This is a genomic window from Pseudomonas guariconensis (assembly GCF_015680235.1).
Lineage (GTDB): Bacteria > Pseudomonadota > Gammaproteobacteria > Pseudomonadales > Pseudomonadaceae > Aquipseudomonas > Aquipseudomonas guariconensis_A.
Genome location: NZ_JADLJL010000002.1, coordinates 97,082 through 109,294, shown reverse-complemented (window position 1 = coordinate 109,294; position 12,213 = coordinate 97,082). Strand labels below are relative to the sequence as shown.

18 protein-coding genes and 1 pseudogene are annotated in these 12,213 nt (G+C 61.4%); 1 reads left to right on the top strand and 18 read right to left on the bottom strand.

What is annotated here, in order from left to right; genetic code table 11:
* Positions 1-8: 8 nt before the first annotated feature.
* Genes IRZ56_RS02600 through IRZ56_RS02585 form a run of 4 tightly spaced genes read right to left on the bottom strand, consistent with a single transcriptional unit; the run spans position 9 to position 4,492 of the window.
* Entirely contained in the window at positions 9-1,103 is a 1,095-nt protein-coding gene (locus tag IRZ56_RS02600) for a minor capsid protein (protein WP_196143478.1), read from the bottom strand.
* Positions 1,030-2,481 (bottom strand): DUF4055 domain-containing protein, encoded by a 1,452-nt coding sequence (locus IRZ56_RS02595; protein ID WP_196143477.1) that lies wholly within the window; start codon positions 2,479-2,481, stop codon positions 1,030-1,032. Before IRZ56_RS02595 ends, IRZ56_RS02600 begins: the two co-directional genes overlap by 74 nt.
* Entirely contained in the window at positions 2,481-3,971 is a 1,491-nt protein-coding gene (locus IRZ56_RS02590; protein WP_196143476.1) for a terminase, read from the bottom strand. Before IRZ56_RS02590 ends, IRZ56_RS02595 begins: the two co-directional genes overlap by 1 nt.
* A gap of 2 nt (positions 3,972-3,973) precedes the next feature.
* Positions 3,974-4,492 (bottom strand): hypothetical protein, encoded by a 519-nt coding sequence (locus IRZ56_RS02585; RefSeq protein WP_196143475.1) that lies wholly within the window; start codon positions 4,490-4,492, stop codon positions 3,974-3,976.
* Positions 4,493-4,571: 79 nt separating this feature from the next.
* Here IRZ56_RS02585 and IRZ56_RS02580 point away from each other — a divergent pair, with 79 nt between their 5' ends.
* Positions 4,572-4,787, top strand: a complete 216-nt coding sequence (locus IRZ56_RS02580) for a hypothetical protein (RefSeq protein ID WP_230390319.1) — start codon at positions 4,572-4,574, stop codon at positions 4,785-4,787.
* A gap of 76 nt (positions 4,788-4,863) precedes the next feature.
* On the opposite strand, the gene IRZ56_RS02575 is transcribed toward IRZ56_RS02580, so the two are convergent.
* The 14 genes and pseudogenes from IRZ56_RS02575 to IRZ56_RS02515 all read right to left on the bottom strand — a co-directional run bounded on the left by IRZ56_RS02575 (position 4,864) and on the right by IRZ56_RS02515 (position 12,102).
* Positions 4,864-5,181 (bottom strand): hypothetical protein, encoded by a 318-nt coding sequence (locus IRZ56_RS02575; protein WP_196143474.1) that lies wholly within the window; start codon positions 5,179-5,181, stop codon positions 4,864-4,866.
* Positions 5,181-5,552: a chemotaxis protein gene (locus tag IRZ56_RS02570; RefSeq protein WP_196143473.1), complete on the bottom strand. Its 372-nt coding sequence runs from the start codon at positions 5,550-5,552 to the stop codon at positions 5,181-5,183. Before IRZ56_RS02570 ends, IRZ56_RS02575 begins: the two co-directional genes overlap by 1 nt.
* A gap of 62 nt (positions 5,553-5,614) precedes the next feature.
* Positions 5,615-6,124 (bottom strand): acyloxyacyl hydrolase, encoded by a 510-nt coding sequence (locus IRZ56_RS02565; RefSeq protein ID WP_196143472.1) that lies wholly within the window; start codon positions 6,122-6,124, stop codon positions 5,615-5,617.
* Between the two features lie 235 nt (positions 6,125-6,359).
* Entirely contained in the window at positions 6,360-6,905 is a 546-nt protein-coding gene (locus IRZ56_RS02560) for a hypothetical protein (RefSeq protein WP_196143607.1), read from the bottom strand.
* 140 nt (positions 6,906-7,045) lie between these two features.
* Positions 7,046-7,648, bottom strand: a complete 603-nt coding sequence (locus IRZ56_RS02555) for a recombination protein NinG (protein ID WP_196143606.1) — start codon at positions 7,646-7,648, stop codon at positions 7,046-7,048.
* Positions 7,648-8,094: a recombination protein NinB gene (locus IRZ56_RS02550; protein WP_181126842.1), complete on the bottom strand. Its 447-nt coding sequence runs from the start codon at positions 8,092-8,094 to the stop codon at positions 7,648-7,650. Before IRZ56_RS02550 ends, IRZ56_RS02555 begins: the two co-directional genes overlap by 1 nt.
* A complete protein-coding gene (locus tag IRZ56_RS23090) occupies positions 8,087-8,545 on the bottom strand; it encodes an ead/Ea22-like family protein (RefSeq protein WP_230390318.1) in 459 nt (152 codons plus the stop codon). Before IRZ56_RS23090 ends, IRZ56_RS02550 begins: the two co-directional genes overlap by 8 nt.
* Positions 8,542-8,832: a hypothetical protein gene (locus IRZ56_RS02540; RefSeq protein ID WP_196143471.1), complete on the bottom strand. Its 291-nt coding sequence runs from the start codon at positions 8,830-8,832 to the stop codon at positions 8,542-8,544. Before IRZ56_RS02540 ends, IRZ56_RS23090 begins: the two co-directional genes overlap by 4 nt.
* Positions 8,832-9,029, bottom strand: a complete 198-nt coding sequence (locus tag IRZ56_RS02535; protein WP_196143470.1) for a hypothetical protein — start codon at positions 9,027-9,029, stop codon at positions 8,832-8,834. Before IRZ56_RS02535 ends, IRZ56_RS02540 begins: the two co-directional genes overlap by 1 nt.
* The gene (locus IRZ56_RS02530) at positions 9,026-9,175 is read right to left on the bottom strand and encodes a hypothetical protein (RefSeq protein ID WP_196143469.1); all 150 of its coding nucleotides are present in this window, start codon (positions 9,173-9,175) and stop codon (positions 9,026-9,028) included. Before IRZ56_RS02530 ends, IRZ56_RS02535 begins: the two co-directional genes overlap by 4 nt.
* Positions 9,175-9,255: pseudogene (locus tag IRZ56_RS23385) on the bottom strand (Replication protein P); the annotation flags it as partial. The gene IRZ56_RS02530 and the pseudogene IRZ56_RS23385, both read right to left, overlap by 1 nt.
* On the bottom strand, positions 9,243-9,842 hold the full coding sequence (locus IRZ56_RS02525) for a hypothetical protein (protein ID WP_196143468.1): 600 nt from the start codon (positions 9,840-9,842) through the stop codon (positions 9,243-9,245). The pseudogene IRZ56_RS23385 and the gene IRZ56_RS02525, both read right to left, overlap by 13 nt.
* A 35-nt stretch (positions 9,843-9,877) precedes the next feature.
* Positions 9,878-11,275: a DnaB-like helicase C-terminal domain-containing protein gene (locus tag IRZ56_RS02520; RefSeq protein WP_196143467.1), complete on the bottom strand. Its 1,398-nt coding sequence runs from the start codon at positions 11,273-11,275 to the stop codon at positions 9,878-9,880.
* On the bottom strand, positions 11,272-12,102 hold the full coding sequence (locus IRZ56_RS02515; RefSeq protein WP_196143466.1) for a replication protein: 831 nt from the start codon (positions 12,100-12,102) through the stop codon (positions 11,272-11,274). Before IRZ56_RS02515 ends, IRZ56_RS02520 begins: the two co-directional genes overlap by 4 nt.
* Positions 12,103-12,213 lie beyond the last annotated feature (111 nt).

Sequence of the window (12,213 nt, the reverse complement as noted above, 5' to 3'; positions counted from 1 at the left end):
CTTTAGCATCAACTGAAACCTGCTCGCTCAAAAGCTAAGGGCTCTAGCTCCTTCAACTGACCCAGCGTCAAAGGCTTGAAGTTCTTGTCCAGCTGCAGCGAGGCAAATCGCTCAACAGTGAGCCCCCCATCGCGGAACAGCTTGCCGCGCACCGGGCCCAGTGCAGCGTCTTGGAACGCCGCTGGCTGCGTTTTTAGCCATTGGTAGTAGCTGAGGCTTGCCGAGACCTGCCCGCCGCCATCCGCGCCAACGGAAGCCCTCGTGGCACCTTGCCCGAACAGCGCCGACAACCTTGTGATCGGCGTGATGGTGGTTCGGCAGTGAATGTGGAACGGGGGCACAGGCCCCTTCCCCATCTCGTACTCGCGGCCATCCAGGCTCCGGCACTGCACACTGGTCTTACGATCCAGAGTGGCGACGATCCGATACCCAGGAACTACCCCGGCATTCGCCTTCAGTGTTTCCATGCGCGCCGTGGTGGCTACATGCTGGACTGCGGTCTGGACGACGGCCCGGGCGCTACGGTTTGTGACCGCCAGCACGCCGTCCGTGAAGTTCTGCGCAGGGGTGCCGCGTATGGCCTGGGTGATTTCGGCATTGGTCTGGCCCTGCACGACACCCATCCGGATGGCGTTGGTTACCCTGTCGGCCTCCGTGCGCGTCCATCCGGTCAGGAAGGGCTTCAGTAGCTTACCGCCATCTACGCCCGCTACCTGTAGGGGCTGCGTGCTGATCGCGGCCCTGATCAGTGAGTCTGCCGGCATGACTGCATCGATCAGCAGCGCCCTGGCCAGGCTGCGGCCCTCGAACGCTGCCTCGTACTGCGCAATGTCCACAAGGTCGGATTGCATCCGATTGCTGAAGGCCTTGTAGATCTCCAGCAGCTTGCCGCCCACCCTCCCGAGAAACTCCTCAAGCCGGCTGCGGCTGTAGGTGGTCAGCTCCTTGCGGGTGAGTTGGTCGCGGACATGGGCATCTGCCCGCCGCAGGACGGTCTCGAATTTCCTGACCTCGCCGGCTTTGAGCCGCTCAAGCAGTACCGAGTGACGCCCCACCTGCTCCAGCAGCTTCTCGTCCGCCGTCTGCTCCGGTTTCTTCGCCATCATCTATGTCCAGGTCAATGCCGGCCTTGTCTCGGTCTTCGCCGATCAGTTCGGCCTCTTCTTCGTAGGGGCGTTCGGGCAGCTTTCCAGTGGTCAGGTACTGCCAGTAGGTCTCGGCGCTGATTGTGCCGGCCATCACGCTCTTCTGCAGCTCGGCCAGCACCTGGGCATTGACCTCGGGGATCACGAACTCTGGCTTAACCGTGAAGACAACCTCATCGGGATTGAAGCCGGTCCACTCTGCGGCGTACCGCAGGGCCTGCTCGATGGCCTCTGCAGCGGTGATGACGATGCTGTGCAACGTGGCATGCTGGTCGTTCTGGCGGGTCTTTCGAGCCTCTCCCGACTCAGTGCCTGAAACGTCCATGACCTTGGCGCCAGCCTCGAGGGCCGCGTTCTTCTGGTCTTCCATCGCCGTACGGACCGCCTCAATGCCGGCGCCCTGGAACTCAAGATAGCCACACGACCCGCTTGGCCCCAGGTCCCAGGCCGCAGATGGGCCGGTGACGCTGAGCTCCACGCTCTCATCCAGGCCGGACACCCACGGCTGCGGGTGGCTTGTCTGGTGCAGCGCGGTGAAGTAGTCGGCGCTGAGCTGGTACGACTTCAGCGCGGCCCGGGCCATGGTCAGCAACGGGATCTCATCTACGTCCGGCGAGTTGTCGGTCGAGCCGCAATAGATGACCGGGATGTAATCCAACCCCCGCACCAGGTTGTTGCTGCCGTCGACGGTGCCCAACGGGCGGTCGTCCTCGATCAGCTCGCCGGCCTCGTTGCGCACGCCAGTGCGGCACACCGCACCGTCCATATAGAACTCGCGATAGACCGTCTCGCACTCGTGACTGTAGCGATCCTGCTCCTTGCGCCGGAACTCACGGAATACGGAAAGCACCAGATCCTGCCGACCGCCTTGGTCGGCAGTGTCCCAGTTGATGGCGTTGCGCACCGCGTAGGTGGCGAAGTACGGCTGCCCCTTGTCGTCGATGTTGACCACCAACGGCACGCGGCCATGGGAAATGGCCTGGCGCACGATCCGCAGGAACAGCTGGGTCAAGCCGAAGCCATCGGCCGTGGCGTTGCCCTCCAACGCCTTCAGCCCCGAGGGTAGCTTCACCTCGGGGATCAGCCTAGAGACCAGGCCCATCATCGAGCGCAGCGAATCCCGCACCCAATGCTCGTACTGGGCCCTGGCGGTGTAGTTCTGGTAGAGGTAGGCATTGCCGGCGCCGTCCAGCTTTTCGGCCTCGACCATACCGCTTGGCTTGGGCAGGTTTCGCGGGTTGCGCTTGATGGCTCCCTCGCCCTCCAAAGCGTCGTCCATCATCCGCCACTCTTCGATGTGAGCGTCGTAGTCTGGGTGGGTTGATTGAACAGGCATTACGCCAAACCTCCGATACGGCGGACACCGCCTGTGCGTTTACGTCGCGCCATGGCAACGGCGAAATAGCGGAACCCATCAGCCGGGTGCGAGGACCAGTCGTGAAGCGGTTTGTCCTTCCAGCACCCACGCTTGTCGTCCCATTCCTTGCGGTAGCTCTCCAGAGCGGTAATACCCTCGCTGCACTTCGCCTCGTCGAACGCGCAGTTCGGCAGGATTTCCCGCGCCTGCTCAATGCCTTCGTCCACGCCGAGCTTCGGGACCACCTGGAAGGTCATGCGGTACTTCTCACCGTCGATCTCGTAGCCCTCTCGCGCGAGTTCTCGCCGAGTCTTGCCGTCGCTACCAAATTCCCGGTTGTCGATGTCGTGGGGCCCCCAATGCTCGCCGTAGGTGTATCCGCGATCTTTAAGCACCTTCATGTAATGCCGCAGGCCTTCACCGCTGTTCTGGTAGAAGTCGACGACGTGGTATTCCTCGCCGACGATCCGGACGAACCAGATGGCCGTGGAGTCGCCCACGCCGATGTCCCAGAACGTGTGCACCGGCAGGTGACTGTTGTCTGGTAGCTTGCCGATACGCTGGGCGGCGTAGAGCTTGGTGAACTGCTTGGCGTAGTAGGCGCCCTCGATTGTCTGCTGGAATGCTTCGGCAGGTATCGATGGGTACTCACGCTTCATATCGTCGCCAAGGGTCTTTTCCTTGGCGGCGTACCAGGCGCGCTGGCCTGGGTTGGTGACGATGCCGTGCTTGGCGGTCAGGTCGTCGAAGTACTTGGTCAGACGGTCTGGGATGACAACGCCGGTCGGGCCCAGCCAGTACAGCGGATTCCGCCACCAGCTGAAGAAAAAGAACTTCCAGTCCAGCAAGCCCAAGGGCACACCGGCGAGCTGCTGCTTCTCGGCAGACTGGCTGTAGTCGAAGAAATACCCGGCCCGGCCTTCTGCGGTCGATTCAATAGTGACGAAGCACTCAGCGGCCACCGCCTCGAACGCGCCGGTGACAATCTCCCGCGCCTTGTGCGGGAACTTGGCACAGATCTTCCCGAACTCGGAAACGTGCAGGTAGCGCAGCGTGCCGCCCCGAAAGGAGGTGGACACGTACAGCGACCCGCCCTTGCTGAACACCAGCTCCCCCGCGGCGTCGTTGCGCGCCGGGTTGGCCGCCTTGATCTCCTTGGGCAGGTGATCGTAGGCGTACTTCACTTTCTCCCGGAACAGGCGCTTGGCGTCGTTCAGGGTGTGGGCGATCAGGGCGCACTTGGCCGCTTCAAACAGCGCGGCATCCAACTGGACGATGCAAACCAGTGTGGTGAAGCCCAACTGCCGCGCCTTGAGGATGATGTTGCGGGTGTGCATCCCCTGGAAGTAATCGACCTGCTCCTGCGTCATGCGGAAGCGGACCTTCTTGCCCTGCTTGTCCGTGATGAAGTACAGGTTGTTCAGCCGCCAGAACCGGTCCCGGAGCAGTTTCAGGTGCTCGGGCTTCATGGTCAGGCGTCCTTCGATAGCTCATCCATCATGGCGGCCAGCTCGTCGACCGTGCGATTGCCTTCCTCACTGTCCAGGCCGTATGCCTGCCGCTCGCCCTTGATGACCTTGAGCTGGGCATCTACGCCAGCGTTCAGCGCACGGGAGAAGTCCCCCAGGTTTTCTTCGTTGACGTCCATCTCGGCCAGGGCCACCGAAAGCTTGTCGGCGATCGAGCGCCAGTTGGCCAAACCGGTTCGATGAGCCAGCACCACGGAGGCAGCCTGGTTAGACGCCTCCTCGATGATTTCCGCATCGGTACGAGGCTGCGTACTGGGCGTGCGTACCGCGCTGCGTACCAGCTTGTCGCGAGCCGCCGTCTTGACTTGACTGGCGAGGTCGCGCGTCCAGCCTTCCTTCTTGGCTCGCTTGCGTACTGCGCCTTCAGTGACGCCGTTGTTCTCGGCTATTGCTCGAACCGAAAGCGACCCGGCCCGGTAGGCTCGTTCGATCGCCTCCCAGTCGGGTTGCTTGGTTGTCATGTATGCGCTCGGAAACTTGAAATGATGGCTGATTGCCGGTATTGGTGAGAGTCCCCCCCAACCAACAGGATCGTGAAATATGAGTGAAGTGAACCTAGCACTGGCTGGAAATACCAATGCCAGCTATGAGCATGCCAGTCCGGCGCGCAAACGCAGCATCGCTGTAGCCGCAGCTCTTGAGCTGATTGCCGCCCGGGTAACATCCGCACCAGCGAATGGAACCCATCTTGATCAGGAAATGAACCGTCTGAACGATTATGCTGATCTGATTCAAGAGGCCCTGAAGCCTAAGTGAGGCTGTTGGCGGCGCCCTCGCATGCGTCGCCATCTTTCAGCGCCACGAAACGGCGCACCTCTATTTTGTGGCGCGGCTATGGCGATACCCGATTGAGGGCCTCATCAGCCTTGTCGGCGGCTTGGGTGGCGGTGGTCGCCGCCTTGGACGCTTTAGTCACAGCACTCTCGGTCTTGCGGGTCAGGTCGTCCAGACGCTTGTCCCGCTCCGCTATAGCTGCGTCGTAGGCGCTGCGGATCTCGTCGACCTGATGAGCCTGGGTGCTGGCCATGGACCAGTAGGCCGACTGCCATCCCAGCACAGCGCCGCCGGCGATCAACACCGCGGCAATGACCCATACCTCAGCCCGGCGCCACCAGCGGCGAGCGATGAATTCCAGCGCGCACTTGTCCATCAGGCTGTACCTCCAAGCTGGGAGCGAAGCCGGGAGATCTCGGCGCTCTGGGTGGTCACCTTCTCGGTGAGCTGGCCTACCTGGCTAGTGAGGGCTTCGATCTTCCCCTCCATCCGCCCTACTGCTGCTGCGAGCTCGTTGCGCTCCTTGGCGAATTGGTCTGCGCGGGCTTCGGCAAGCTTGCGGGACTCACGCTCGGAATCGAGCAATTCATTCAAGCGGCGGACGGTGCCGATATCGGCGTTGTCCATCGCGCGATCGGCTGCATCCTTCGACAGGAATTTGCGCAGCCACAGAAAGCCGCCCAGCAATACGGTGCCCGTTCCGCCCAGCCAGGTGGCTGTGCCTGGGCCGAGGTCGGTCGGGTCCATCCAAGATCTCCAGAAATGAAAAAGCCCGCACAAGGCGGGCAAGGGGAGCTACGCAGAAACAGTTAAATCTGGTGGCTGTAGAAGAGGGAGTACGACTCGATGCCGTCGTTCGGCTGCTTGATACCAGCGTTGGAGTAGTGGATCGCTCGGATACCAACCTTCTGCGTCTCGCCGATCTTCAAGCCTGCGCCGATGCGGTCTTCGAAGTTGAAAGCCGAGCCGAAGTCCTGGTCGCCAGCGGATGTACCAGAAAAGACCGCAAGGCCGATGCCAGCCTCAACGAATGGCTTCACGTTACCGCTGCCGAACTCGTAAACGAAAACTGGCGCAAAGGACAGCGAATGAGCGCCACCAGAGGCATCACCTGCTTCCCAGTAGGTGTAACCAGCATCCCAGTACCCGGTGAGCCGGCCCGCGCTGCTCTCAAACCAGCTTTTGTCCCAGTTGAAGCCCACACCTACGCGCGCTGTAAGGCCGCCTTGGCTTGTCGCACCGAGCGCCCCCGAAAGCTCAGCTGCTCCGGCGGACGCAGCGAAAAGGGAAAGCGCTGCAGCAGCAAGAACGATTTTCATAATCACGGTCTTCCATGTTTGTTTAGTTAGCAACCTATCAGAATCATAGTGCTATCAAAACGTTCCGCGTTCCAGAAAATAATTCTGCTCGCTCTCGCTTGGGTTGTCGCCAGGACTCTTGAGGGCCTCAATGGACAATAAAAAAACCCGGCACAGTGGCCGGGTTTGATTTGTCATCCTCAAACACGCAGGAATGACAGGATGGGCTCATATTGGCTCATTGGCTCACTCATAGTCAAGCGACATTTGCCACCAAAAGGCCTTCATGCTCAAGAATGTGCTGTGCTTCGACCAGCGCAGCGTCTACTTCGCGCTCCAGTGCCTTTCGAATGTCCCGTCTCCAGCGCTCCTGCGTCTTGATCGGGTGCGGCTCGTTGCTCCAGTTGTCCATCTCGTACCAGGCGGCCGGGAGCACGCAGGTGCTGCGCTTGCCATCCACTCCGGGCAGCTTGGGCATGGCCCAGGTCAGGATCGCGCAGTGGCGGAAGCGCTTGGGCGCCGGTGACCGGTGCAGCCGGGTGATTTCCTCGATAGCCGCGTGCTTGCGGTCGACGTGCGTGGAGTACTTCGCCACTAGGTGCCGCCAGTGCTCATCGCTGAGATTCTTGTGCAGCCGGCCGAACACCCAGCAGTCCATGAGGAATGCGGCCTCCTTGCCGACGATCTCGCCTTTGAGCTTGCTGGCCTGCACCTTAGGGGTGTAGTCACAGCCGCCTGCACTGTTGATCGTCTCCGCCGCCAGGGCTCGAACCACTGCCGATACAACGTTCTGATAGATCACTGCCCACCCCCCTGCCCGCTTGGTCTTTCTCAAAATGAATTCTTCGTGGTGCCGCTTGCGGCGTATCGCACCCGCCCAGGACAACGCCGCGCCACCTGCCGCCAAGAGGGCGGCCAACATCAGGAATCCCCATGCCGGTGTCATGCCGCTGCTCTCCTCAGGCTTTTGAGTTTTTGCCTGTACAGAGCCTTGATGGCCTGCAGATCTTCGATGGTCAGGCGCAGGGCCTTATGAGGGCCCTCTAACCACTCAACTGCTTCGGCGCCGATACGCTTCACCAACCGGATGCGGTACTCGATCGCGTTCCCAGACAGGTTTCGGTTGCACTTCACGCACTGCCGATGGACGTTCAGCGGCTCGAACCGCAGCTCCGGGCAGGCGCCAACCGACCGGTAATGGCCGGCGTCCCAGCGGCTACCGGTGATGAGGTCGTGGTCGCTCGGCAGCGAGTCGCAGCTGATGCACGGCAAGCCGGCGTCACGCTCGCGGATATAGGCGTTGAACGCGGTCTGCGCTTCGGCCATGTGCTCGCGACGGGTCTTCAGCTTCTCCCGGCGCTCCCGCAGGTCCTGTCGCGCTTGCTTGGTAATGGCCTTGGCTGCCACCTTCTGTGCCTTCGGATCCTTGGTCATCGCCAGGGCACAGGCGATGCTGCACACCTTCTGCGTGGTCATGGTCGGCTTGAAGTGCTTGCTACAACCTGGTGCCTTGCACTTCTTCGGCTTGATCTCCTTGGCAAGCATCACGCAGCCCTCCCCCGGCGCTCGCCGTAGATCGCCATCATCAGGTCCTCGGGATGCGGCAGGAGCAGCTGCAGGTGCTCCGCGCAGTAGGCGTCCAGCAGCTCCAAGTACTGGGTCATCTGCTGGGTGTTGAACTTACGGGTCTTGGCGCGTCCGACGCGGTACCGGGTGCCGTCGGGCAGTTCCACCGGGTGCACCTCGGCGGGCCAGAGCTTGGCCACCAGGATCTCGTGCCACTCCTCGGCACTGGCCAGCTGGCCGAACGAGTCGCGCAGGTGAGCCTGGATCAAGCCGTTCCACTGCCACAGCAAGCGGTTCTGTGCATCCGAGCGCCTGCTGCGCACCTCGACGATGGTTAGGCGGCGCGGCTTGGCCAGGTCCAGCCCCTGGATGTATCCCAGCAGGCGAGTACGGTCGGATTCGTTGCGAAGCATAAGGTCAGCCATGGCTCACCTCCTGGGCCATGGCCGCGTCCACCGCGGCGTCATAATCGTCTGCGGCCTGAACATCGAGGATTGCTCGCCCCAAGTCACCATGTGGGATATCGTCACGGATGGCGCGATAGCGCTCGGCATCCTTGCGCAGCGCCTCGTTCTCGGCCTTGAGCTGGTCGCGCTCTTGCTCGACTGTCGCGCACAGCACAGCAACGTCGTGCAGACGGCTCTCCGCGTGCTCGATCTCCGCGAGCAGAGCCAGTACCGTAGCCGGGCTCGCAGCTGCGGCGAACTCAGCGTTCTGCGCGACCTTGCCGTCTGGCGTATGCCAGGCGCTCAGGATCTTCCAGCTGCCATCTCCGATCACATGCCGGCCGTTGTGGTCGAATTCCACGCGCCGAGCGCCATGGTTTTGCGTAGCAGCCTCGGCCAGCTCCTTCAGCTTCTCTTTGTCGATGGTCATGGCTTCACCTTGACCTTCAGGCCTTGGGCCTCGATCAGTTTCTTCACGTCGTCTAGCCACATCGCCCAGTCGCCGCAGTCGTTCGGGCTGAAGCACTGGGACAGGTCGGAAAGATCCAGCACTATGACCGCGCGGGAGGCCTGCCACGCCCACCACGCCGCGCTTACCGTGGCCATGTTCTGCTTGACCATGTAAACCGCAGAGCTTCGGAAACCCTCGCCGCATGCCCGCACCTGCTCCTCGACGAACGCCGTCTCGAACTGCTCGCGCATCTTGTTGGTGTCCATCAGTGCTTCTCCTGCATGGCTTTCGCACCCTTCAGCAACGCCCGGTCGTGATAAACCAATCCACGGGCCTTTGAGCACAGCGCCAGACGCCGAATGCCTCCATCGTGGTGGCTCTTGAATCCCTCCCAGGTTGAGTACCATTGCTCAAGCATGGAAATAGCGATCTGGATGATGAGTAAGCGGCGCTGGTCAATCACGGGATACCCCCCATCTTCTTCAGGCAGGCCAGGCAGGTGACTTTCTTGGGCTCGTTCGTGAACTGGGTAGCCTTGACCATTCGGCCGCACTTCACGCTGATCAGGCCAAGCATTGCCATGCGGTGCCACATGTGGATTTTGTTCATCACACCACCTCCCCGGCCGGCTGCCCGGCGCGCTTGATGTTCAACTTGGCCAGCAGGTGTGCACGGCTCATGCTGCCTCCTTGCGAGCATTCAGCTTCTCGACGAACTTGGTGAGCGCCCATTCGCTGCGGCTAATCTGGCCGTGCATGGCGGTCTTCTCCGCGTTGGCTTCGCGGCTCACGCCGGCCAGGTAGCGTTCACGCACGCTACGGTCCATGGCCGCCACCGCTGAGCTCTGGGCAATCTCGTAGATATGCAATGCGCCAGGGTGCGGCTGCTTCATGCCGACACGCAGGTAGCCGTGGTATGCGTCCTTCCCAAGACCATGCTCGATCAGGCCATGCAGCTCGTGAGTGCTGAACTCGACGGTGCGGCCGGCATACAGGACAAGCAACCGTGCACCGCCGACGCCTGGGAACATGAACTGCATGTCGCCATAGGCAATCACCACCGGACAGCCGGTAGCGGCGCTGGCGTCCATGGCCTTTTCGCGCTCGACTTCCGTTGGGCGCGGGCCTTTGACCTCCACGAACATACCGGCCCGAGGCAGGTAAAAGTCCGGCAGATAAGCGCCATGCCGGGTTTTCACCAGGCGCGGCTCGTACAGCCAGTCGATATTCAGGGCGTCCATCATGTCGGCCCAGCGCGTTTCAGAGTGCGAGCGCATGAGGTAGCCGCCGCGCGCGAAGATTGTTTGCCCCATCAGAAGCTACCCCCTGGCTTGAAATCGTTGAGCATCGAACGAGATGACCGCCGTGCCGGCTGTGCGGCAGCCTGCTGCTGTTCACGCGATCCGGCGTAGTTGGTGAAGCGGGCGAATTCACCCTGGTGCTGCAATAGGCAGTGCCCGGTCGACGCGTGGCGGTGCTTCACTACGTCGATTTCGGTGACGCCGCTTTGTCCAAGATCGGAATCTGCATCCCGGTGCGCGATCAGGATGATGTCGGCGTCCTGCTCGATCTCGCCGGAGTCGCGCAGGTCCGACATCTGCGGCTTTTTGGTGGTACGAGTCTCGATGCTTCGGTTGAGCTGGGCCAGAACGATCACTGGCACGTTCAGTTCCTTGGCCATGCCCTTGATCCCGCGGCTGATCGCTCCGAGCTCGAGGTTGCGATTCTGCTGGCGGCTACCTGCCTCCGGCGCGATCAGGCCGATGTAGTCGATGACGATCAGGTCCAAGGGCTTGGCTTTGTGCTGGAACCGCGCGATGTTGCGGATACGGCTCAGCGGAAGGCCGCCCTTCTGGCAGATACGCAGGTCGGCGTCACGCATACGCCCGACAGCAGCAGTAATCTTCTGGATCTGCTCACCGTCACCCATGGCCTTGCCAGTGTCGATGTTGCCCAGCGTTACAGCCGAGGCAGACGCAAGGCTTCGCTTCGACAGCTCTTTGCCGGACATCTCGAGCGAAAACACCAAAGCGGACTTGCCGTTGCGGATCGTCAGATGCTCGGCAATCCCCAGGCCCAGGGTTGTTTTGCCTGTCCCTGGCCGCCCGGCGATGATGATCACGTGAGAGCCGCGCAGGCCCTGCAGCAGTTCATCAAGATCAGCCAGACCGGTGGAGTGCCCATTGATGCCCTGTCCGTTGAAGCGGTCGTCCATTTCATCGATGACGGGGCCAAGGGCCTCGGCCAGGCTGATAACATCCGGCTCGTCATCTTCGCTATTGAGCGTCATGACGGTTTGCTGGACATCCGCGATGATTCCGGCGATGGGGCGCGCATGGGTCGCCATATCGATGATCGACTGCCCGATTTCGCTGATCTGGCGCGCCTTGTAACGCTCCGAAACGATCCTGGCGTACTCATGGACGTTGGCCACGGACGGAACAGAGCGCATGAGCTCAGAAGCTCGAACGATAGTGAGCTCACCGCTGCTGAGCGTTGGGCGGATGTCCGACAGGGCTACCGGGTCAACTGGTCGGCCTGCCGACCGAGCGCCCAGGATCATGCCGAACAGGTCGGCGGCATCAGGGTCGTAGAAGTGCTGGACGGATACCTTGGCGCCGATAGATTCGATCAGGTCAGGCTGGTGCATCAGTGCGCCGACGACGCCGTGTTCGGCTTCCTCGGAGACCAGTGGGCGAGTCTCGATCATTGCTGAGCCTCCAGAACCTTGAGCACCTTGTCCTGGCGGGTCAGGAACTCAATATCGGCGGTCCAGCCACGGTCGTTCTGGCCGACCCAGTGCTTGTTGGCCAGGCAGTCGGTGAAATAGGCGGCCCAGAACTCACCCTTACGGAAGGGGTGAACACCATTGACCTCGAGGTTCCAGCAGCCGCGGATTAGGCGCCGGCGTTTCTCGGTGAGCTTCATGCACTGAGGGAGCGTGCCACCGCAAACCTCGTTGTAGATCGCGACAATGCGACCGTACGGTATGCGATCGGCTTTCGTCTGCTCGGGCTGGACAGGATCGGTGGCTGGCTTTGGATCTTCACCCTGCCCTTCGCCATCGACCGTCGAAGCGACAGCGGCGACAACCAATGCGTTAGCATTGGTATTTGTATTTCTTTCTTTTATGTGTGTAATTTTCGACACAGTGGCAAGGGTCTTTTCTACACAGTGTGTAGATTTCGACACAGTGGATTTCTGGTCAATTTTCCACTCGGAAACAGGCAGGAAAGTGATTGGGTCACGGCTACCGCCATCACGGAAAATCACACGTTGACGGATCAGAGAGTTGATCGCGCGAGAGACGTTTGCACGCTCAGCAACGGCCTTGGCTTCGTCCTGGTACATCATCTTGGCGATGTACAGCGCGGCAACCTTCACGGCTTCCTGGTTGTAACCTGCGGTGAGGCGGTGGATTGCAAGAGCCACGCGAAGCTCACGCCCCGACAGGTCGGCCGCGATCAACGCCTCGTACAGATCGTTTTCCATCCGGGTAAACCCCCCGGCTGATTTGAGAGAGATGACGTTACTCATGGGCTGCTCCAGGGCGCGGGGCAGCCAGGAACGCGTGCAGGTGCTGCAGGCACTCACGGACGAGCTGTCGTTTGGATTGGCGCGAGTACTGGGCTCGAACCTGGCGAGCGG

Bases quoted from the DNA above. Each gene is read 5' to 3' on its own strand.
- IRZ56_RS02540 (WP_196143471.1), bottom strand. From the start codon at position 8,832: ATGGACACCAACAAGATGCGCGAGCAGTTCGAGACGGCGTTCGTCGAG.
- IRZ56_RS02555 (WP_196143606.1), bottom strand. From the start codon at position 7,648: ATGCTTGCCAAGGAGATCAAGCCGAAGAAGTGCAAGGCACCAGGTTGT.
- IRZ56_RS02600 (WP_196143478.1), bottom strand. From the start codon at position 1,103: ATGGCGAAGAAACCGGAGCAGACGGCGGACGAGAAGCTGCTGGAGCAG.
- IRZ56_RS02575 (WP_196143474.1), bottom strand. From the start codon at position 5,181: ATGGACAAGTGCGCGCTGGAATTCATCGCTCGCCGCTGGTGGCGCCGG.
- IRZ56_RS02595 (WP_196143477.1), bottom strand. From the start codon at position 2,481: ATGCCTGTTCAATCAACCCACCCAGACTACGACGCTCACATCGAAGAG.
- IRZ56_RS02525 (WP_196143468.1), bottom strand. From the start codon at position 9,842: ATGCGCTCGCACTCTGAAACGCGCTGGGCCGACATGATGGACGCCCTG.
- IRZ56_RS02570 (WP_196143473.1), bottom strand. From the start codon at position 5,552: ATGGACCCGACCGACCTCGGCCCAGGCACAGCCACCTGGCTGGGCGGA.
- IRZ56_RS02585 (WP_196143475.1), bottom strand. From the start codon at position 4,492: ATGACAACCAAGCAACCCGACTGGGAGGCGATCGAACGAGCCTACCGG.
- IRZ56_RS02565 (WP_196143472.1), bottom strand. From the start codon at position 6,124: ATGAAAATCGTTCTTGCTGCTGCAGCGCTTTCCCTTTTCGCTGCGTCC.
- IRZ56_RS02515 (WP_196143466.1), bottom strand. From the start codon at position 12,102: ATGAGTAACGTCATCTCTCTCAAATCAGCCGGGGGGTTTACCCGGATG.
- IRZ56_RS23090 (WP_230390318.1), bottom strand. From the start codon at position 8,545: ATGACCATCGACAAAGAGAAGCTGAAGGAGCTGGCCGAGGCTGCTACG.
- IRZ56_RS02520 (WP_196143467.1), bottom strand. From the start codon at position 11,275: ATGATCGAGACTCGCCCACTGGTCTCCGAGGAAGCCGAACACGGCGTC.
- IRZ56_RS02550 (WP_181126842.1), bottom strand. From the start codon at position 8,094: ATGGCTGACCTTATGCTTCGCAACGAATCCGACCGTACTCGCCTGCTG.
- IRZ56_RS02590 (WP_196143476.1), bottom strand. From the start codon at position 3,971: ATGAAGCCCGAGCACCTGAAACTGCTCCGGGACCGGTTCTGGCGGCTG.
- IRZ56_RS02530 (WP_196143469.1), bottom strand. From the start codon at position 9,175: ATGAACAAAATCCACATGTGGCACCGCATGGCAATGCTTGGCCTGATC.
- IRZ56_RS02580 (WP_230390319.1), top strand. From the start codon at position 4,572: ATGAGTGAAGTGAACCTAGCACTGGCTGGAAATACCAATGCCAGCTAT.